Below are 20329 nucleotides of genomic sequence, written 5' to 3'. Positions count from 1 at the left end.
GTTTCCAACTCTACCAGGCTTTTTCCGCCCCCCTGACCACCGTCCCGCAGGCATGCGGAAGGTGATCCCGGGATAGGATCTGACGAGTTGGGTTGCTGCTCGGGCGATGACGCTCGATCGCGTCGCTCAGCCCGTCGCAGGAGTACGACTGTACACGGAGCCGCGGAGCGGGTGCAAATCCGTGGGAGATGTGGTCTAGACCTCTATTCGGATCTCTCGTGCGGAACCGGTACTACCTATGACATACCCTGCTGCCCAGTGCGCCGTCCGGGACAGGCGAGACGGCCCTTTTGATCTCCACCCCTGGGAGGTTTCCCATGACCACCGTGACGTCCCCTCTTGCAGGACGTGCCATCGGACTGGCGGCCGTGCCGGATCCGGTCTTCTCCGGGGCCATGGTCGGCCCCGGTACCGCGATCGACCCCGACCGTGACGCCTCCGAGGCGGTCTCGCCGGTTGACGGAGTCATCGTCTCCCTGCACCCGCACGCCTTCGTGGTCGTCGACGAGAGCGGGCACGGCGTGCTCACTCACCTCGGCATCGACACCGTGCAGCTGAACGGCGAAGGCTTCGAGCTGCTCGTGAACAAGGGGGACACGGTCACGCGCGGCCAGGCCATCGTGCGCTGGAACCCCGCGCCGTGGAGGCCGCCGGCAAGTCCCCGGTGTGCCCCGTGGTCGCTCTGGAGGCCACGGCCGAGGCGCTCTCCGAGCTTCGTGAGGACGGCGAGCTGAAGACCGGCGACAGTCTCTTCGTCTGGAAGTGACGTCGGCGCCGTCCTGTGACGGCTGGTAGGACAACCACCGCGGCGGCGGGACCCGCCGCACTATCGGAGACGGGTGAGATGGAGACAACGCTGCGAGGCGTCGGCGTGAGCCACGGTGTGGCGATCGGCGAGGTTCGGCACATGGGAACGGCGGTCCTCGAACCGCCGGCCAAGCAGATCCCGGCGGAGGAAGCGGAGCGCGAACAGGGGCGTGCCCGCAAAGCCGTGGAGGCTGTGGCTGCCGACCTGATGGCGCGCGGCAATCTGGCGGGGGGCGAGGCCCAGGCCGTGCTTGAGGCGCAGGCCATGATGGCCCAGGACCCCGAGTTGATGGCGGACGTGGACCGTCGTATCGCGGTGGGGAGCACGGCCGAGCGCGCGGTGTACGACGCTTTCGCGGCGTACCGCGAGCTGCTGGCCGCGGCGGGCGAGTACCTCGCCGGCCGGGTGGCCGACCTCGACGATGTGCGGAACCGTATCGTCGCCCGTCTGCTCGGGGTGCCGATGCCGGGCGTGCCGGACAGCGACGAGCCGTATGTGCTGGTCGCCCGCGACCTCGCGCCCGCCGACACGGCGCTGCTGGATCCGACGCTGGTGCTGGGCTTCGTCACCGAGGAGGGCGGGCCGACCAGTCACAGTGCCATCCTGGCGCGTGCCCTCGGTGTGCCGGCCGTCGTCGCTCTGCCCGGTGCCGGTGAGCTGGCCGAGGGCACGGTGGTCGCGGTCGACGGCAGCACCGGTGAGATCTTCGTGAACCCGGGCGAGGACCGGAAGGCGCAGCTGCAGGCTGCCGCCGCCGAGCGCAAGGCCGCGCTGGCCGCCGCGACCGGTCCGGGCGCCACCGCCGACGGGCACAAGGTGCCGCTGCTCGCCAACATCGGCGGTCCGGCGGATGTGGCCGCCGCGGTAGAAGCCGGTGCCGAGGGCGTCGGGCTCTTCCGTACCGAGTTCCTGTTCCTGGACGACAACAAGAACGCGCCGTCCGAGGAGAAGCAGGTCGAGGCCTACCGTCAGGTCCTGGAGGCGTTCCCCGAGGGCCGTGTGGTCGTGCGGGTGCTGGACGCGGGTGCGGACAAGCCGCTGGACTTCCTCACCCCGGCCGACGAGCCGAACCCGGCGCTGGGTGTGCGGGGTCTGCGCACCCTGCTGGACCACCCCGAGGTGCTGCGCACGCAGCTGACGGCGCTGGCCAGGGCCGCTGAGGGGCTGCCGGTCTACCTTGAGGTCATGGCCCCGATGGTGGCCGACCGCACCGACGCCAAGGCGTTCGCCGACGCCTGCCGGGAGGCGGGTCTGCGGGCGAAGTTCGGCGCGATGGTCGAGATCCCGTCGGCCGCGCTGCGGGCGCGGTCGATCCTGCAGGAGGTCGAGTTCCTGTCGCTGGGGACGAACGACCTGGCGCAGTACACGTTCGCCGCGGACCGTCAGGTGGGTGCGGTGTCACGTCTGCAGGACCCGTGGCAGCCGGCGCTGCTCGACCTGGTGGCGCTGTCCGCCGAGGCGGCGAAGGCCGAGGGCAAGAGCTGTGGCGTCTGCGGTGAGGCCGCGTCCGACCCGCTGCTGGCGTGTGTGCTGACCGGTCTGGGTGTCACCTCCCTCTCCATGGGTGCGGCGTCCCTTCCTTATGTACGCGCGACCCTGGCGAAGTACACGCTCGCTCAGTGCGAGCGGGCCGCCGCGGCCGCGCGGGCAGCGGACAGTGCCGAGGAGGCGCGCAACGCGGCTCAGGCGGTGCTGTCCGGCGAGTAATCGCGTCGCGCGCACGCTTCGTGTCGTTGGAGGGGCGCTCCGCTTCGGGCGGGGCGCCCCTTCGCGTCGCTGTGGGGGGTCGTCAGCGTCGGTGGCGGTGGAGTGTGTCGTCGGCGCCGAGGTCGGGGGGCTCGCAGTAGTCGACGTCGGATTCCGGGGAGAGCAGATCGCCGGACTCGATGTCGGTGCAGTAGGCGTCGAAGACCTCGCCGGCGGTCAGCGGGTGCAGGGTGTTGTCGCGCAGGCGCCATCCGTAGATGCGGTCGGGGCTGCCGGGTGTGCTGGTGCGCATGACGAGGCCGCCGGGGCTGTCGGTGGCGAGGCCGAGGGCGAGGACGGTGGTGAACTCCAGGGCTTCGGCTTCGTCGAGTGGGGTGGTGCCGTCGGCGACCTGGTCGGCGTGGAGCACGGCGGTCAGGGTTTCTGGTGGGCCGGAGACGCTGCAGACGAGGTGCCGGTTGCCGGGTGAGGCGGTGTCGAGGACGCGCATGAGGAGGTCGGAGGCGTGTGCGAAGGCGGCGCGTCCGATGTCCTCGCCGCAGGAGGCGCAGCTGCCGAGGCGGGCGAGCAGGGTGGCGGCGTACTCCCAGGTGGCCTGACGGACGGCTTCGTCGACGAGGGCGGGGACGAGTTCGGTCAGCGGTTGTCCCTCGTACAGGACCGTGGGGCCGGTGGCGGCGAGTTCGGCGGTGAAGCGGGTCCGGCTCGCCGGGCTGTCGGGGTCCAGTTCGTGCCAGGTGCAGTAGGCGGCGTACTCCTCGGGGTCGAAGAGGGTGACCGTGGTGTGTCCGCCCTGGGTGGCGCGGGACCTGAGCAGGGCTTCCACTTCGCGCAGGTAGGCGGTGTGGTCGTCGAAGGTGAAGGTGCGGTAGCGCCGCATGGCGCGGAAGTCGTGTTCGTCGGTGAGCAGGCCGATGGTGCCGGCGATTTCGCGGCGAAGGACGCGTCGCATGGTCCGGCGGTCGGTGTGCGCCATGTTTCCCCCTGTGCGCAGTCGATCAGTGCTCACTCACAGTAACCGGGGGCACTGACAACGGGGTCCGGCTGAGCCGCTCGCGGACGAGCCGGTGCTGGATTGCGCAGGTCAGGGCGATGGTGGCGCCGAAGACGGTCCAGCCGGCGGGGCCGGTGGCGATGGCCGCGGTGACTGCGAGCGGGCCGGCGCTGCGCTGGGCGGCTTGGGCCAGGCCGTGCACGCCGAGGTAGGCGCCGAGGGCGCTGTCGGGGGCGAGGGCGACCGACAGTTCCCAGGAGACGGTGGCGTGGAGCATTTCGGCGACGGTGAACGCGACGGCCGCGGCGGTGAGCAGGGCGATGGCCGCCGGGGTGGTGTCGGTGGCGGAGAGCGCCAGGGCCAGGCCGCCCAGCGCGAAGGCGGCGGAGAGCGGGATCAGGAGTGCGCGGGCGGCGGCTGTCGTGGTGCCGAATCGGGCCAGGGGGACCTGGAGGGCGACGACCATGACGTTGTTGAGGACGAGCAGCAGCGGGGCCAGTCCGTGCGGGACGTTGCCGGTGTGGGCGATCCACAGGGGCAGCCCGACTTTGAAGATGGCGTCGTCGAGGGACAGGACGGTCTCGGTGGCGACGTAGGCGAGGTAGGTGCGGTCGCGCCAGGGGCTGCGGGGGGTGGTGGGTCGGGCCGGGGTCGTCGAGGTGGTGACGGTCCGCCGGGTGGAGGGGGGTTCGTTGCAGCGCAGGGTGAGCAGCGCGGAGAGCAGGAAGGACAGGGCGTCGCCGGTGAGCAGCCAGCGGTAGGCGGTGGTGGTGCCCAGGGCGAGGGCGGCTGCGGCGGCGAGGCCGCCGAGGGCCCAGCCGGCGTTGGCGAGGGTGCGGTGCAGGGCCTGGTACCGGACGCGGTCGGGGCCGGCGATGCGGGTGGCGTAGAGCTTGGTGAGGACGCTCGCGGCGCGATCGCCGAGGCTGCCGACGGCGGAGAAGACGAGCAGCGGGGCGAAGTGGTCGGTGGTGAGCAGGGCCAGGGAGGCCAGGGCGCGCACGAGCTGGACGGTGACGAGGACGCGGGTGACCGGGAACCGGTCGGCGAGCCGTCCGCCGAGGGGTGAGCCGGCGATGCCGACGGCTCCGGCCGCTGCGGCGAGGGTGCCGATCTGGGCGATGGACAGGTGGGCGACGTAGGTGAAGTACAGGACGGAGACGGAGGCCCACAGTCCGCTGCCGATGCGGTCGACGAGGGCGATGACGAGCATCGCGCGTCCGTCTCGTCCTCCGGGTATGCGTGCCTTGCCCGTGGCTGTGCGGTGCGTCCGGCGCACGGTTCCCCCTTGTCTCCAGTTATGTATTGGTACATAGTTACCAACGTGGCAACACAATATGGGATCGTCGGTACGACGGCCAAGGCAATTGCCGCGTCCGTGGAACGAGGCGTGGCCGAAGGGGCGTTGGCGCCGGGCGCGGCACTGCCGCCGGTGCGGCGGCTGGCGGACGAGCTGGGCGTGAGCCCGGGGACGGTCGCCACGGCGTACAAGGAGCTGCGGCAGCGGGGCATCGTGGTCACGCGCGGCCGGGGCGGCACCGTGGTGGCGCCCGCGCCGGCGGTCGCCTCACGTCGGCCGCCCAGGGTGCCGGAGGGCCTGCGTGACCTGGCGGGCGGGCACCCAGATCCGCGGCTGCTGCCGGCCCTCGTGCCCCCGTCACGCCTCTCCCCCGGCGCCCGTCCGCACCGTGCGACGCCCCGGCTGGCGCCTCTGGAGGAGGCCGTACGCGACTGGCTGCGGCCCGACGGGGTGCCCGTGGAGCAGGTGACGTTCGCCCATGGGGCGCTGGATCTGATCGGCCGGCTGCTGTCGGTGGAGCTGCGGCCCGGGGACGCCGTGGCGATGGAGGATCCTGGCTACCACCATCTGCTGGATCTGGTCGCGGCGCTCGGGCTGCGGACCGTCGCGGTGGCGGTGGACGACGAGGGGATGCGTCCCGACGCCCTGGAGGAGGCGCTGGGTGCGGGAGTTCGGGCGGTGGTGTGCAGTCCGCGGGCGCAGAATCCTTACGGCGGCTGCTTCTCCGCCGAGCGCAGGGACGCGCTCGCGCGGGTGCTGCGCGAGGCCGGCGATGTGCTCGTCGTCGAGAACGACCACGCCTCCGAGATCGCCGACGCGCCCCTGTGGACGCTCGCCGCATCCGGCCTCGCCCGGTGGGTGCACGTGCGCACGGTGAGCAAGTTCCTGGGCACGGATCTGCGCTGGGCGGCGGCGGCCTGCGATCCGGTGACGTCGGCCCGGCACGACGGGCGGCTGCTGCTGACGTCCGGCTGGGTGAGCCACCTTCTGCAGGACACCGTCCACCGGCTGCTGACCGACGACGGCACGCGCGCGTTGGTGACACGCGCGCGGGAGGCGTACGCACAGCGGCGGGAGGCCCTGAAGGCCGCGCTCGCGGAGCGGGGCATTCCCGCGCACGGCGCGAGCGGGATGAACGTCTGGGTGCCGGTGCGGGACGAGTCGGCGGTGGTGAACGGGCTGCGGTCGTACGGCTGGTGGGTCGCGGCCGGAGCCCGGTTCCGGCTGGCGGCGCCTCCGGGCGTGCGGATCTCGGTCGCCGGGCTGGAGGCAACCGAGGCGGTGCGGCTGGCCTCGGACTTCGCCGCCGTGCTGGGCGAGTCCGAGGCCACCTACGGAGGCTGACCCCCGGGGAGGCTCAGGCGCGCTTGCGGGCCAGGTCCTCGTAGAAGTGCAGCAGGCCGAGGTCGTCGATGGAGCCGGGGTTGACGGCCTTCTCCAAGGGAGTGCCCTGGAGGAGCCGCTTGACCGGGACCTCGATGCGCTTGCCGGTGAGGGTGTGCGGCACGCCGGGCACCTCGATGATCTCGTCGGGGAGGTGGCGCGGGGAGAGCTGCTCGCGGATGGTGCGCTTGATCCGGTCGGTGAGGGCGTCGTCGAGGACGGCACCCGGAGCCAGGTGCACGAACAGCGGCATCCAGTAGCCGCCGTCGGGCTGCTCGATGCCGATGACGAGGGACTCCTTGATCTCGGGCAGGCGCTCGACGGCCTCGTAGATGTCGGCGGAGCCCATGCGCACGCCCTGGCGGTTCAGGGTGGAGTCCGACCGGCCGTGGATGATCACCGAGCCGCGCGAGGTGAGCGTGATCCAGTCGCCGTGGCGCCAGACACCGGGGTAGGTGTCGAAGTAGCTGTCGTGGTAGCGGCTGCCGTCGGGGTCGTTCCAGAAGTGGATCGGCATGGACGGCATGGGGTTGGTGACGACCAGCTCGCCGACCTCGTCGGTCAGGGGCTTGCCGCTGGGGTCCCAGGACTGCAGATCGGTGCCCAGACAGGGGGCCTGGAGTTCGCCGATGTACACCGGGAGGGTCGGCACCGCGCCGGCGAAGCAGGAGCACACGTCCGTGCCGCCGCTGACGGAGGCGATCCACAGGTCGTCGCGCACCTCGTCGTGCAGCCAGCGGAAGCCGTCGGGCGGCAGCGGGGAGCCCGTGGTGGCCACGCAGCGCACCGTGGAGAGGTCGAAGTCGCGCGCCGGGTGCACGCCGGCCTTGCGGCAGGCCATGACGTAGGCGGCCGAGGTGCCGTAGAGGGTGGCGCCGGTGCGTTCGGCGACCCGCCACTGGGCGCCGGTGTCGGGGTAGCCGGGGCTGCCGTCGTAGAGCACGATCGTGGTGCCCGTCAGCAGGCCGGAGACGAGGAAGTTCCACATCATCCAGCCCGTCGAGGTGTACCAGAAGAAACGGTCCTCGGGGCCGAGGTCGCAGTGCAGGCCGAGCTGCTTGAGGTGCTCGACCAGGATGCCGCCCTGGGACTGGACGATGGCCTTGGGCAGGCCGGTCGTGCCGGAGGAGTACAGCACCCACAGCGGGTGGTCGAAGGGCACCTGCTCGAAGACCGGTTCGACGTCGGCCGCGGTCAGCGCCGACCACTCCAGGGCGCCCTCGGGGGCCGGCGTGCCCAGCAGCGGGATGTGCACCACCGCGCGCAGCGTGGGCAGCTCGCGGCGCAGTTCGGCGACGATCTCGCGGCGGTCGTGCTCCTTGCCGCCGTAGCGGTAGCCGTCGACCGTGAACAGGACGACCGGTTCGACCTGCTGGAAGCGGTCCAGGACGCTGCGGGCGCCGAAGTCGGGGGCGCAGGAGGTCCATACGGCGCCGACGGCGGCCGTCGCGAGCAGGGCGACGACGGCCTGCGGGATGTTCGGCAGGTAGCCGCTGACGCGGTCCCCGGGGCGTACACCGAGGGCGCGCAGTTCGGCGGCGAGGGAGCCGACCTGGCGGCGCAGTTCGGCCCAGCTGACCGGGCGGGGCTCGTGCGTCTCGTCGACGTGGAGCAGCGCCGGGGCGTCGGGGCGGTCGGCGGCGGCGCGCAGGGCGTGTTCGGCGTAGTTGAGGGTCGCGCCGGGGAACCATTGGGCCCCGGGCATGGCGCGGTCGCCGAGCACACGCGTGTACGGCGTCGAGAACCGTACGTCGAACCACTGCGTGACGGCCGTCCAGAAGGACTCCAGGTCGTCGACGGACCAGCGCTGCAGCGCGGGGTAGCCGCCCTCGGCCGGTGCGCCGTGGTGCTCGGCTGCCCAGGCCTGGAACCTGGTCACCTGAGCCTGGGCGATGCGCTCCGGATCCGGCTGCCAGAGGGGTTGCGGGTTCACGGTCGTCATTGGGGTGCTCCCGGGCTGTGCGCTTCGTGTGCGTCCTCCGCGCACGGGCTGGGGTGTGCGCGTGACGCGGCTGACACGGACGATGCCATGTGATCGACTGCAGCACCAGGGCTCACCGCACATAGTTCGTGTCGTGAAGATGTGGTCCGATCACGGGTGAACGGCAGTTGAACGACACCCGCGCGTGGGGCCGTCAATGGCAGGGTGAGCAGCATGGACGGTCGTGACCTGGTGCGTTCGGTGAAGCTGGTCGGTGCGGTGGGGGCGGCCCAGGCCGTGCGGACCGTGCGGGCCGCCTGGCGCCGGAGGCGGACCGACGCCGCCGGGCTGCCGCGTCCGGCGGCCGAGCGGGCACGGATGCCCGGCACCATCGAGGAGGTGGAGCCCGGTCCGGGCGGGGGCGTCATCCGGTTCGGCCGCTCCGAGCTGCGCATCCTGGTCGCGGTCAACGGGGCCGCCTTCTGGGCCTGGGACGGGGCCGCCGCCGAGCCGTCGTACGCCCTGGCGGGCCGCTGCCCGGAACCCGATCCGCGGGCGTCGCTGGAGCCCGACAAGGAGGGCGGCTGGCGGGTGGTGGCCGAGCGGGTGACGGTCGCCGTCTCGCGGCACGGCGCGGTGGAGATCCGCACGCCCGGCGGTGTGACGCTGCGCCGCGATCTTCCGCCCCGGTGGTGGGAGCCGGCCGACGGCGGTCCGGGACGCTGGATGGTCCGCTCGGAGGTGGCCCCGGAGGCGCGGTTCTTCGGCCTCGGCGGACGGGCGGGCGGTCCCCGCCTGCGCGACGGCACCTACCGCCTGTGGAACACCGATCCGGGTCACGCCTTCTCCCCGGGAGACGACCCGCTGTACATCACCATGCCGGTGCAGATGGTGGTGGCGGACGCGGGGACGCATCTGCTGTTCCACGACAACTCCTGGGACGGCACCGTGACCCTGCGCGAGGGCGAGGAAGGGGCCGGCTCGGGCCACGACCGGGCGGGGACCAGCGAGCTGCGCATGCAGGGCGGCCCGCTGCGCTGCTGGGTGATGGTGGGCACCCCCGCGCGCGTGCTGCTCGCCTGGGCCTCGCTGACCGGGGCGCCCGCGCTTCCGCCGCGGTGGGCGCTGGGCCATCAGCACGCGCGGTGGGGTTTCGGCAGCGAGGGAGAGGTGCGGCGGATCGTCGCGGGCTACCGGGAGCGCGGTCTGCCGCTCGACGCCGTCCACCTCGACATCGACCACTACGACGCGCACCAGGTGTTCACCGTCGACCGGGAGCGCTTCCCCGCGCTGCCCAGGCTCGCAGAGGAGCTGCGCCGGGACGGGATCCGGCTGGTGTCGATCGTGGACCCGGCGGTCAGGGCGGCGCCGGGCAACGCCGTGTACGACGGCGGCACGGACCTGGACGCGTTCGTACGGGACGCTTCGGGGCGGCTCGTCGAGGGGGTGGTGTGGCCCGGGGACGCGGTGTTCCCGGACTTCACGCACGCGCGTGTGCGCAAGTGGTGGGGCGGCCTGTACGCGGAGCGGCTGGCGCAGGGGTTCGCGGGTTTCTGGCACGACATGAACGAGCCGACCTCGTTCACCGCGTTCGGCGAGTCGACCCTGCCGCGGTCGGCCCGGCACTGCCTGGAGGGACGCGGCGGCGATCACCGGGAGGCGCACAACGTCTACGGCCTGAGCATGGCGCGGGCCGCGTACGAGGGCCTGCGGGAGCTGTCGCCCCGGGAGCGGCCGTTCCTGTTCTCCCGCTCGGGATGGGCCGGGATGCAGCGCTACGGCGGCACCTGGTCCGGGGACGTCGCCACCGGCTGGCCCGGGCTGCGGGCGTCGCTGTCGCTGGTGCTCGGCCTCGGGCTGTGCGGGGTGCCGTACTCGGGCCCGGACATCGGCGGGTTCGACGGCAGCCCGTCGCCCGAGCTGTTTCTGCGGTGGTTCCAGCTGGGCGCGTACCTGCCGCTGTTCCGTACGCACGCGAGCCGGGACGCCGGGCGCCGGGAGCCGTGGGAGTTCGGGGCCGAGGTGCTGGAGCACGCGCGCGTGGCGCTCGTGGAGCGCCGGCGGCTGCTGCCGTACTTCGTCACCCTGGCGCATCTGGCCCGGCGCACCGGGGCTCCCTATGTGCGGCCCCTGTGGTGGGGCGCCCCGGAGGACCGGGCGCTGCGCGAGTGCGAGGACGCCTTCCTGCTGGGTGACTGTCTGCTGGTGGCGCCGGTGCTCGCGCCGGGGGCGGACCGGCGGGCGGTGCGGCTGCCCCGCGGTCGCTGGTACGACACGGCCACGGGACAGGCGTACGAGGGGCCGGGGCAGGTGCTGGTCGAGGCGCCGCTGTCGCGGATCCCGGTCCTGGCACGCGCGGGTGCGGTGATTCCGGTGCGTGGGGACGACGGAGGGCCGGAGCTGGAGGTGTGGGCGCCGGCGCCGGGCCGTGCCGGGGGCGGGCTGGTGGTGGCGGACGCGGGCGACGGCTGGGAGGAGCCGGAGATCGAGCACTACGTCACCCGGTGGGACGGCTCGCGCGTGGTCGTGGGGCTGCAGGGCCCGGACGGGCCGCGTGAGCCGTCCCTGCCGGTCCGGGTGCGGGGGCTCGCCGGGCGCTGAGGCCGCAACGCGACGGTCAGACGTAGCGGCCCTCGAACCACGCCCGTACGGCGGCCGTGTGCAGCGGGAAGGCGAGTTGCTCCGGGCGGCGCAGGAGTTCCCAGCCCTGGGTCTCGTCCGTGGCCGCCGACGCGGGAAGACCGTGGACGGGGCGTTCCGGCAGGAGTCCGAACAGCAGCAGATGGCCGTCGGGAGAGCTCATGGCGTCGACGAGGCGGACGTCGCGGCTCGCGGCGTCGATGCCCGTCTCCTCCTTCAGCTCGCGGACGACGGCCTGCCGCCAGTCCTCGCGGTCGTCGACGTAGCCGCCGGGCAGGGCGATGCCCCCGCGCGCGGGATCGACGGTTCGGGTGATCACGACCAGGGCGGTGCCCTGGGTGTCGTAGACGGGCTGGAGGGCGACCGCCACCGGCAGGGGGTTGCGGTAGGCGACGGTGCCGCAGCCGGGGCAGGTGCGCGGCCAGCCGGTGACGCCCTCTCCATAGGGCGTGCCGCAGCTCGAACAGTGGGAGCCGGGACCGGAGTTGGAAGTGGAGTGCTGGATTTCGGACACGCGCGGACTGTATCCGATCGGAGAGGGCGCCGACTTCAGGCGGTTGGCCGTGCCTTGGTGAGCGACTTGGCGGAGACCGGGAAGTCGAAGTAGGTGTCCGGATAGGGCTCCGGCTTGTAGGTGTAGTGCCACCATTCCTCGGCCAGGTTCACGAAACCGAGGTGCTCCAGGGTGTCCTTGAGCAGCAGTCGGTTGGCGCGCTGTTCGCCCTGGACACGCGGATCCAGGGTGTGCGAAAGAGTGTCGAAGCAGTCGAATCCGGTCCCCATGTCGAGGGAGTTGTCCGGAAAGCGATCCTTCTTGGGGGCGTAACAGGGCACGAGCGGTTGCCCGGGGACGTAGGGATGCGTCGGCCTGGCGGGCAGCCGCACGACCGTGAGGTCCATGGTGGAGCCGCGGCTGTGGCCGGACTTCTCCGCGATGTAACCGTCGGCGAACAGCCGGGTCTTGTCGACGTCCGGGTAGAACTCGGCCTTCATGCGCTGGTCGTCGAGGTCCTTGGCCCAGCGGACGAAGTGGTCGACGGCGCGCTGCGGCCGGTAGCAGTCGTACACCTTGAGGCTGTACCCCTCGCGCAGCAGCTGCTGCTGCGCCTTGTGCAGTGCCTGGGCGGCGGGCCGGGTGAGGATGCACATCGGCTGCTCGTAGCCGTCGATGCGCTCGCCGACGAAGTTGTGCGGGGTGAAGTAGCGCATCTCCTGGATGATCGTCGGGTCCACGGATCTGAGGGCGACGAAGTCGGCGGGGGCCTTGGGCTCGGTGGACGCCCGGGCCGTGGCGGAGGCGAGGGTCGCGGTCAGCAGGGCGGTGAGCGCGATGATCAGCGCCCGCACGGGGCGGTGCAGTCGTGTCATGTCCCTTGCATCTACCAGGTCCGGACGGCCGCCGGGGGCCGAACGCGTGCATCGCGCACTGACCGGGTGAGAGCGGGCCGGAGCTTCTACGCTGTGTGATCGCGCCGGAATCCTGCGTGAACGTCTCATGAACTGGGCCTGGGCGGGCTCCCACGGCGCCATCATGCTCCCGTGCACTCCTGGACGGATACTCTCCGCTTCGCCTTCCAGCCGGTGGTCAACCTCACCACGGGCGGGGTCGCGGCACTGGAGATCCTCGCCCGACCGGAGGCCGGTGACATCCTGGCCGAGGCACGCCGCGACCCCGAACTGGACGGCAGGCTCGCGGTGCTGGCCTTCCGCGCGGCCGTGCGCAAGGAGACCCTGCTGCCGCTGCATGTGAACGTGTTCGCCGGGACCCTGGCCGACCTGGGCGGACTGTCCGCGCTGCACGACGCCGTGCGTGAGGCGGGACGGCTGCCGTGGGAGGTCACCGTCGACATCGTCCCGCCGTACACGCACGTGCCGCAGCGGGCCCTGCTGGAGGCCGTGACCGTGCTGCGCCGCCAGGGCTTCCGGATCAGCGCCGACGGGGTCGGCGACGGGGACGTGCCGCTGCGACTGCTCACCGACCTTAGCCCCGAGCTGGTCAAGCTCGACGCGTCGCTGCTGGCGCGGCCCGCCGCCGTACGCGCCATGCGGACGCTGTGCGACGAACTGGGCGCCCTGCTGGCCGTCGAGGGCGTGGAGACCGAGTCGCAGTGCACGGCCGCGCTGGCGGCCGGGGCGCAGCTGGCGCAGGGCGAGCTGTTCGCACCGCCCGCCCGGCTGCCCGCCGCGGACGTATACGTTCCGCCCCGCTCCCCCGGCGTCGTCCCGGTGCCCCGCTCAGGGCCGTCGGTACGGCAGTTCGTGCGGCCGGCCGCGCTGCTGCCCGCGCACGCCTCCGCCGGGCAGGTGCGGGCCCTGCTGACCGGCTCGCCCGACGTGTCCGGGGTGCTGCTGGTGGACGCGGCCGGGGTGCCGGTGCGGTCGGTGCACCGCTCGCGGTTCCTGCTGACCATGTCCGGGCGGTACGGCCACGCCCTGTACGCCGACCGGCCGGCGGCCAAGCTCGGGGACCCGCCGCGGACGGTGGGGGTCGACGCCACCGCCTGGGAGGTGCTGGACGTGGTGGCGGTCGGCGGCCGGGACCGCACCTCCGACGACGTCGCCGTCGTCGACGGCCGCGGGCGGTGCGTGGGCGTCGTGCGCCTGGCGGATCTGGTGCGGGCGCTCGCGGAGAGCCGTGTGGAGGAGGCCGCCGGGCTCAATCCGCTGACCCGGCTGCCGGGGTCGGACGCGATCACCGGTGAGGTGGACCGCCGGATCGCGGGGGGCCGGGCGTTCGCGTTGAGCTGGCTGGACGTCGACCACTTCAAGCAGGTCAACGACGGGGCCGGGTTCGCGGCGGGCGACGAGCTGATCCGCGCGGTGGGGCGGACGCTGGAACTGGCCGCGTCCGGGGCGACGCGGGTGGGGCACATCGGCGGGGACGACTTCCTGGTGCTCAGCGATCCCGACGGCCTCGGCGAACTGGCCTCGGCCGTGCTGGATGTCCCCTGGGCGGCCGGCGGCCTGCCGGTCACGCTGTCCCTGGCCACGGTCGTGTGCGGGCCGGGGAGCGTCCACGACCACCGGCAGGCGGCGGCTTCGCTCGCGCCCCTGAAGAAGGCCGCGAAGGCGCTGCGCGGCGCCAGCTGGGTGCTGGCCCGAGCGGGAGCGCCCGGCCATGAGGTGCTGCGGGGCTCTGAGGGGGCTTCAGTGGCTTCCTGAGGGGCTGTGGGACCTTGCGGAGGGTCAAAGTTCGGCCGGGGCCCGTCCGGGCGCTCCGGGGGGATTCTGCGGGGCTTTGGGAGGCTGAAGGTCACCCACATCCCGCGGGCCTGTTCGAACGGGTGGGCGATCTCTCTGTGTGAGGGGTCCGATGCACGCGGTCGCTCGCCTTGACGCTCCCTGAGCACGGGGGAAGACTTCCCGGTGTCAGCCGACATCGCCGTACATTCTCGGCGTATCACGCACGTGCCGCGTGGGCTCTCTGCGTACCAGGCCTGTCTCGGGGCGGGTCGGCTGCGATGGCAACGCTCGTCACGGACGGACGCCGGACGGGGCGCCGCAGGCTCCCCGCCCACGACCTGAGCGGCCACGGAAAGCGCACCCTGCACGGAGCACCGAGGTTGATCATCGGCCGGACCCGGGAGCCGCCATGAGCAGCGCAGCCACCGCACCTTTGATCGGAGCGACTCCTGGTCCCGGCGCCGGCCCGCTGACGGCAGGACACGCGCGGGCCTCGTCCACCACCCAGCCTGTCGAGCCGAAGCCCAAGGGGTAGCCATGACGGACAACGCCGAGAAGTATGTAGCCGCCATCGACCAGGGCACCACGTCGAGCCGCTGCATCATCTTCAACCACTCGGGCGAGATCGTCGCCGTGGACCAGCGCGAGCACCGCCAGATCTTCCCCAAGCCTGGTTGGGTCGAGCACGACGCCACCGAGATCTGGTCGAAGGTGCAGGCCGTGGTCGCCGGCGCGGTCGCCAAGGCCGGGCTGCGCGCGGACCAGCTTAGCGCGCTCGGCATCACCAACCAGCGCGAGACGACGGTCCTGTGGGACCGCGCCACGGGCAAGCCCGTGCACAACGCCATCGTCTGGCAGGACACCCGGACCGCCGGGCTCTGCCGGGAACTGGGGGGATCCGACGGCCAGGACCGCTTCCGCGAGCAGACCGGACTGCCGCTGGCGAGCTATTTCTCGGGCCCGAAGGCCGCCTGGCTGCTCGACAACGTGCCCGACCTGCGGGCCCGCGCCGAGAGCGGTGAGATCGCGTTCGGCACCATCGACTCCTGGCTCATCTGGAACCTCACCGGCGGCACGGACGGCGGGCGGCACGTCACCGACGTGACCAACGCCGGGCGCACCATGCTGATGAACCTCGAAACGCTCCAGTGGGAGCCCTCCATCCTGTCCGCGATGAACGTGCCGGAAGCGGTGCTGCCCGAGATCCGGTCCTCCTCGGAGGTGTACGGCACGGCCGTCGGCCAGCTCGCGGGCGTACCCGTGGCGTCCGCGCTGGGCGACCAGCAGGCGGCCGTGTTCGGGCAGGCCTGCTACGACGTGGGCACGGCGAAGAACACCTACGGCACGGGCAGCTTCCTGCTGCTCAACACCGGCAACCGGCCGGTGCCGTCCAAGAGCGGACTGCTGACGACGATGGGCTACAAGATCGGGGACGAGGCGCCGGTCTACTGCCTGGAGGGGGCCATCGCGATAACGGGCGCGCTGGTGCAGTGGTTCCGCGACCAGCTCGGCATCATCCGTACGGCTGACGAGATCGAGCCGCTCGCGGCGAGTGTGGAGGACAACGGCGGCGCGTACATCGTCCCCGCGTTCTCCGGACTGTTCGCCCCGTACTGGCGCTCGGACGCGCGGGGCGTGGTCACCGGCCTGACCCGGTACGTGACCAAGGCTCACCTCGCCCGCGCGGTGCTGGAGGCCACGAGCTGGCAGACGCGTGAGGTCGTCGACGCCATGTACCAGGACTCCGGTGTGGAGATCACCAGCCTGAAGGTCGACGGCGGCATGACCAAGAACAACCTGCTCATGCAGCACCAGGCCGACGTTCTCGGGGTGCCGGTGATCCGGCCCAGGGTCTCCGAGACCACCTGCCTGGGCGCGGCCTACGCCGCCGGCCTGGCCACCGGGGTGTGGAACGACCTGGACGAGCTGAAGGCGCACTGGCAGAAGGACGCCGAGTGGACGCCGTCGATGGAGGACTCGGTGCGCGAGCGGGAGTACCACAACTGGCGCAAGGCGGTCGAGAAGAGCTTCGGCTGGCTGGAGGACGGTGACGGCGCCTAGGCACAAGCGCGTGGCGCAGCGCCCGGGCACGCGCGCGTAGGCGTGCACGGGACCGCGGCTCGTACCCCGGTCGGCGGGGGTACGAGCCGCACCCGTGCGTCAGGTGGTGACGGCCTGGCGCTGCTCCGCCGCGTACGCCATGGCGTGCTGGACCACGCCGATCAGCACGTCCCTGACCGACGCGCGGTCGCGTGCGTCGCACAGCACCAGGGGGACGTGGTCGTCCAGGTCGAGGGCCGCGCGGACGTCCTCGGCGGGGTAGCGTGCGGCGCCCTCGAAGCAGTTCACGCCGACCACGAACGGGATGGCGCGGCGCTCGAAGTAGTCGATCGCCGCGAAGCAGTCCTCCAGGCGGCGGGTGTCGGCGAGGACGACCGCGCCGAGCGCGCCTTCCGACAACTCGTCCCACATGAACCAGAACCGTTCCTGGCCGGGGGTGCCGAAGAGGTAGAGCACGAGGTCCTCGCGGAGCGTGATGCGCCCGAAGTCCATCGCGACGGTGGTGGTGTGCTTGCTTTCCACGCCGCGGGTGTCGTCGACGGGCCGTCCCACCTCGGTGAGCAGTTCCTCGGTGCGCAGCGGTCTGATCTCGCTGACCGCGCCGACCAGGGTGGTCTTGCCCACGCCGAAGCCGCCGGCCACGAGGATCTTGAGCGTGACGGGCTCGACCGGGGGCTTGCCGCGTTCAGAGCGCCCGAAGATCATCGGTCTCTTCTCCTGCTCGATGGTTCGTTCGGATGGGACGGAGGGGTGCCGTAGCCCCCGCCGCCGGGGGTCTCGATGACGAGAACGTCGCCGGGTGCGACGTCGGCCGAGTCGCTGCCGCGCAGTTCGGTCACGGTGCCGTCGGCGCGTTCGATGCGGTTGGCGCCCAGGGCGCCCGGCTCACCTCCCGCCATCCCGTAGGGCGGCACCCTGCGGTGCTGGGACAGCGTGGAGACGGTCATGGGGGCGCCGAAGCGGATGCGGCGCACCGCGCCGTCACCGCCGCGCCACTGTCCGGCGCCGCCGCTGCCGTGCCGGACCGCGAACTCCTCCAGCCGCACCGGAAGCCGCCACTCCAGCACTTCCGGGTCGGTCAGCCGGGAGTTCGTCATATGGGTCTGGACGACGCTCGCGCCGGGGAAGCCGTCGCCGGCGCCGGACCCGGAGGCGACGGTCTCGTAGTACTGGTGCCGGTCGTTGCCGAAGGTGACGTTGTTCATCGTGCCGGACCCCTCGGCCTGCACGCCCAGCGCCGCGTACAGCGCGCCGGTGATGGCCTGGGAGGTCTCCACGTTGCCCGCGACCACGGCGGCGGGCGGCTCGGGCGCGAGCATGGAGCCGGGCGGCACGACGATCCTCAGCGGCCGCAGGCAGCCGTCGTTGAGCGGGATGTCGTCGGCGACGAGGGTGCGGAAGACGTACAGGACGGCCGCGTTGACGACCGAGAAGGGCGCGTTGAAGTTGGTGTCCAGCTGGGCGGAGGTGCCGGTGAAGTCGATGGTGGCCGAGCGCTGTTCGCGGTCCACGCGCACGCGTACCCGGATGACCGCGCCGGAGTCGGTCTCGTAGGCGTACTCGCCGTCGTCCAGGGCATCGATCACCCGGCGGACGGCTTCCTCCGCGTTGTCCTGGACGTGTCTCATGTACGCCTGGACGACGTCGAGGCCGTAGGTGTCGATCATGCGGCCGACCTCTTCGACACCCTTGTGGTTGGCGGCGATCTGGGCGCGCAGGTCGGCGAGGTTGGTCCCGGGGTTGCGGGAGGGGAAGGGCGCGTCGGTGAGCAGGCGCCGTGTCTCCTCCTCGCGGAAGCGGCCGCCCTCGGTGAGCAGCCAGTTGTCGAAGAGGACCCCTTCCTCCTCGATGGTCCGGCTGTTGGCGGGCATGGAGCCCGGCGCGATGCCGCCGATCTCCGCGTGGTGGCCCCGGGAGGCGACGTGGAAGAGGACGCGCTCACCCTCCGTGTCGAAGACGGGGGTGATCACCGTGACGTCGGGCAGGTGGGTGCCGCCGTGGTACGGGTCGTTGACGGCGTAGGTGTCCCCGGGCCGCATCAGCGCGCCGCGGCGCCGGATGACCTCCTTGACGCTGGTGCCCATCGAGCCCAGGTGGACGGGGATGTGCGGGGCATTGGCCACCAGGTTTCCGTCGGGGTCGAACAGGGCGCAGGAGAAGTCCAGGCGCTCCTTGATGTTGACGGACTGGGCCGTGGACTCCAGGCGGGCGCCCATCTGCTCCGCGATGGACATGAACAGGTTGTTGAAGATCTCCAGCAGAACCGGGTCGGCTTTTGTGTCGGCTTCGGAACTCTGCGTGACCGCGACGCGTTCCATGACCAGATGCCCGTCGTCGCGGGCGGCGGCCCGCCAGCCGTCGTCGACGACGGTGGTCGCGCCGGCCTCCGTGATGATCGCGGGGCCGGTGACGGCGCGGCCGGGAGGCAGGTGCTCGCGGCGGTGCAGGGGTACGTCGCGCCAGGCGCCGCCCGTGTGCAGGCGGACGGTCTCGGGCGCGGCGGGACGGCCTTCGTACGGGGCGAGGGCGGACAGATCGGGGGGTTCGGTGATGCCGGTGGCTTCGACGGAGAGGGCTTCGACGACGATCGGGCGGTCGAGCGTGAAGGAGTACGTGGCGCGATGACGTTCTTCGAACGCCTGCCGCATGCGGTGCGGCTCGGTCAGCTCGACGGTGAGGGTGGTGTCGGTGCCGTCGTAGCGCAGCTGGGCGCGGCGGCTGACGCGGATGCGGTCCTCGGGCACCTCCTCGGCGAGGAGTTCGGCCCGGGCGGCGGCCTCAAGCTCGTCTGCCGTGCGGTGCACGCCGGGCATGGCGGAGGGTTCGAGCGGGGCCTCGACCGACTGCTCGCGCATGGCGGTGGTGTCGGCGAGGCCGATGCCGAGGGCGGACAGGAGGCCGGCCATGGGCGGGACGAGCACGGTGCGGATGCCGAGGGAGTCGGCGACCATGCAGGCGTGCTGCCCGCCCGCGCCACCGAAGGTGGTGAGGGTGTAGCGGGTGACGTCGTGGCCCTTCTGCACGGAGATCCGCTTGACGGCGTTGGCGATGTTGGCCACGGCGATCTGCAGGTAGCCCTCGGCGACCTGCTCGGGGGTGCGGTCGTCGCCGGTGTCGTCGCGGATCCTCCGGGCGAGCGCGGTGAAGCCGTCACGCACGACGCCGGCGTCCAGAGGCTGGTCGCCGTCCGGGCCGAAGACCTCGGGGAAGTGCGCGGGCTGGATACGGCCGAGCATGACGTTGGCGTCCGTCACGGCGAGGGGTCCGCCGGCGCGGTAGCAGGCCGGGCCGGGGTCCGCGCCCGCCGAGTCCGGCCCTACGCGGTAGCGGGAGCCGTCGAAGTGCAGGACGGAGCCGCCGCCGGCCGCGACGGTGTGGATGTCGAGCATGGGGGCGCGCAGCCGGACCCCGGCGATCTGTGTGGTGAAGACCCGCTCGTAGGCGCCGGCGAAGTGGGAGACGTCGGTGGAGGTGCCGCCCATGTCGAAGCCGATGACCCGGTCGAAACCGGCCAGCTGCGACATGCGGGCCATGCCGACGATGCCGCCCGCGGGACCCGACAGGATGGCGTCCTTGCCGCGGAACTGCCCGGCCTCCGCGAGGCCGCCGTTGGACTGCATGAACATCAGCCGGACGCCCGTCAGTTCGTCGCCGACATGCTGGACGTACCGGCGCAGCACGGGCGAGAGGTAGGCGTCGACGACGGCGGTGTCCCCGCGCGGGACGATCTTCATCAGCGGGCTGACCCCGCTGGACAGCGAGATCTGCGGGAAGCCGATGCGCGCGGCCAGCGCGCCGACGGCCTGTTCGTGGGCCGGGTGGAGATGGCTGTGCAGACAGACCACGGCCACGGCGCGGATCCCGTCGTCGTACGCCTGCTCAAGGGGTCCGGCGAGAGCGTCCAGATCGGGGGCGCGCAGCACGGTTCCGTCGGCGGCCATGCGTTCGTCGACCTCGACGACCCGCTCGTAGAGCGACTCCGGGAGCTCGATGCGGCGGGCGAAGATGCGGGGGCGGTTCTGGTAGGCGATGCGCAGGGCGTCGCGGAACCCTCGGGTGATCACCAGCAGGGTGCGTTCGCCTTTGCGTTCGAGCAGGGCGTTGGTGGCGACCGTGGTGCCCATGCGTACGGCCTCCACCGGATCCGTGGAGCCGGCGAGCAGCGCGCGCACCCCGGCGACGGCTGCGTCACCGTGGCGTGTGGGGCTGTCCGAGAGCAGCTTGTGCGTCAGCAGACGGCCGTCCGGGCGGCGCGCGACGATGTCGGTGAAGGTGCCGCCCCGGTCGACCCAGAACTGCCAGCCCGTCATGTCCTCACCCCGCTTCCGCGCT

General features: G+C 72.3%; 11 protein-coding genes and 2 pseudogenes. 6 read left to right on the top strand and 7 right to left on the bottom strand.

The annotated features are described in order from the left end of the window. Nucleotides 1-317: 317 nt before the first annotated feature. A pseudogene (locus C3489_RS07790) lies at nucleotides 318-766 on the top strand (PTS glucose transporter subunit IIA). Between the two features lie 78 nt (nucleotides 767-844). Further along, nucleotides 845-2515 (top strand): phosphoenolpyruvate--protein phosphotransferase, encoded by a 1671-nt coding sequence (ptsP, locus tag C3489_RS07785; protein WP_103781023.1) that lies wholly within the window; start codon nucleotides 845-847, stop codon nucleotides 2513-2515. Between the two features lie 82 nt (nucleotides 2516-2597). Here ptsP and C3489_RS07780 read toward each other — a convergent pair whose 3' ends face one another. Together C3489_RS07780 and C3489_RS07775 are read right to left on the bottom strand one after the other, a co-directional pair. Beyond that, nucleotides 2598-3491, bottom strand: a complete 894-nt coding sequence (locus C3489_RS07780) for a hypothetical protein (RefSeq protein WP_103781022.1) — start codon at nucleotides 3489-3491, stop codon at nucleotides 2598-2600. A gap of 22 nt (nucleotides 3492-3513) precedes the next feature. After that, nucleotides 3514-4722 (bottom strand): MFS transporter, encoded by a 1209-nt coding sequence (locus C3489_RS07775; protein WP_103781021.1) that lies wholly within the window; start codon nucleotides 4720-4722, stop codon nucleotides 3514-3516. 111 nt (nucleotides 4723-4833) lie between these two features. Between C3489_RS07775 and C3489_RS07770 the strand changes: the two genes are divergently transcribed. Further along, entirely contained in the window at nucleotides 4834-6153 is a 1320-nt protein-coding gene (locus C3489_RS07770) for an aminotransferase class I/II-fold pyridoxal phosphate-dependent enzyme (RefSeq protein WP_103781020.1), read from the top strand. A gap of 13 nt (nucleotides 6154-6166) precedes the next feature. Here C3489_RS07770 and C3489_RS07765 read toward each other — a convergent pair whose 3' ends face one another. Beyond that, nucleotides 6167-8134 (bottom strand): acetoacetate--CoA ligase, encoded by a 1968-nt coding sequence (locus C3489_RS07765; protein WP_103781019.1) that lies wholly within the window; start codon nucleotides 8132-8134, stop codon nucleotides 6167-6169. A gap of 213 nt (nucleotides 8135-8347) precedes the next feature. Between C3489_RS07765 and C3489_RS07760 the strand changes: the two genes are divergently transcribed. Further along, nucleotides 8348-10714 (top strand): glycoside hydrolase family 31 protein, encoded by a 2367-nt coding sequence (locus C3489_RS07760; protein WP_103781018.1) that lies wholly within the window; start codon nucleotides 8348-8350, stop codon nucleotides 10712-10714. A gap of 16 nt (nucleotides 10715-10730) precedes the next feature. Here C3489_RS07760 and C3489_RS07755 read toward each other — a convergent pair whose 3' ends face one another. After that, entirely contained in the window at nucleotides 10731-11267 is a 537-nt protein-coding gene (locus C3489_RS07755; RefSeq protein WP_103781017.1) for an NUDIX domain-containing protein, read from the bottom strand. A gap of 35 nt (nucleotides 11268-11302) precedes the next feature. Continuing rightward, nucleotides 11303-12121 (bottom strand): M15 family metallopeptidase, encoded by an 819-nt coding sequence (locus C3489_RS07750; RefSeq protein ID WP_103781016.1) that lies wholly within the window; start codon nucleotides 12119-12121, stop codon nucleotides 11303-11305. Between the two features lie 171 nt (nucleotides 12122-12292). Between C3489_RS07750 and C3489_RS07745 the strand changes: the two genes are divergently transcribed. Further along, nucleotides 12293-13915, top strand: a complete 1623-nt coding sequence (locus C3489_RS07745; RefSeq protein WP_103781015.1) for a GGDEF domain-containing protein — start codon at nucleotides 12293-12295, stop codon at nucleotides 13913-13915. 558 nt (nucleotides 13916-14473) lie between these two features. Then, entirely contained in the window at nucleotides 14474-15997 is a 1524-nt protein-coding gene (gene glpK / locus C3489_RS07740) for a glycerol kinase GlpK (RefSeq protein WP_103781014.1), read from the top strand. 99 nt (nucleotides 15998-16096) lie between these two features. Here glpK and C3489_RS07735 read toward each other — a convergent pair whose 3' ends face one another. Together C3489_RS07735 and C3489_RS07730 are read right to left on the bottom strand one after the other, a co-directional pair. Then, nucleotides 16097-16702, bottom strand: coding sequence for an ATP/GTP-binding protein (locus C3489_RS07735; RefSeq protein ID WP_103781013.1), 606 nt, complete (start codon nucleotides 16700-16702; stop codon nucleotides 16097-16099). Then, nucleotides 16683-20307 (bottom strand): annotated as a pseudogene (locus C3489_RS07730) (hydantoinase B/oxoprolinase family protein). The gene C3489_RS07735 and the pseudogene C3489_RS07730 overlap by 20 nt, the downstream one beginning before the upstream one ends. Nucleotides 20308-20329 lie beyond the last annotated feature (22 nt).

This window comes from Streptomyces sp. Ru71, from assembly GCF_002920535.1.
In the GTDB taxonomy this organism is placed as follows: Bacteria; Actinomycetota; Actinomycetes; order Streptomycetales; family Streptomycetaceae; genus Streptomyces.
The sequence above is the reverse complement of the archived record's forward strand: the minus strand, read 5'-3'. Positions and strand labels throughout refer to the sequence as shown.

Excerpts from the sequence above, each read along its gene's own strand:
- C3489_RS07750 (WP_103781016.1), bottom strand. The coding sequence starts at position 12,121 with ATGACACGACTGCACCGCCCCGTGCGGGCGCTGATCATCGCGCTCACC.
- C3489_RS07765 (WP_103781019.1), bottom strand. The coding sequence starts at position 8,134 with ATGACGACCGTGAACCCGCAACCCCTCTGGCAGCCGGATCCGGAGCGC.
- C3489_RS07735 (WP_103781013.1), bottom strand. The coding sequence starts at position 16,702 with ATGATCTTCGGGCGCTCTGAACGCGGCAAGCCCCCGGTCGAGCCCGTC.
- glpK (WP_103781014.1), top strand. The coding sequence starts at position 14,474 with ATGACGGACAACGCCGAGAAGTATGTAGCCGCCATCGACCAGGGCACC.
- ptsP (WP_103781023.1), top strand. The coding sequence starts at position 845 with ATGGAGACAACGCTGCGAGGCGTCGGCGTGAGCCACGGTGTGGCGATC.
- C3489_RS07775 (WP_103781021.1), bottom strand. The coding sequence starts at position 4,722 with ATGCTCGTCATCGCCCTCGTCGACCGCATCGGCAGCGGACTGTGGGCC.
- C3489_RS07780 (WP_103781022.1), bottom strand. The coding sequence starts at position 3,491 with ATGGCGCACACCGACCGCCGGACCATGCGACGCGTCCTTCGCCGCGAA.
- C3489_RS07760 (WP_103781018.1), top strand. The coding sequence starts at position 8,348 with ATGGACGGTCGTGACCTGGTGCGTTCGGTGAAGCTGGTCGGTGCGGTG.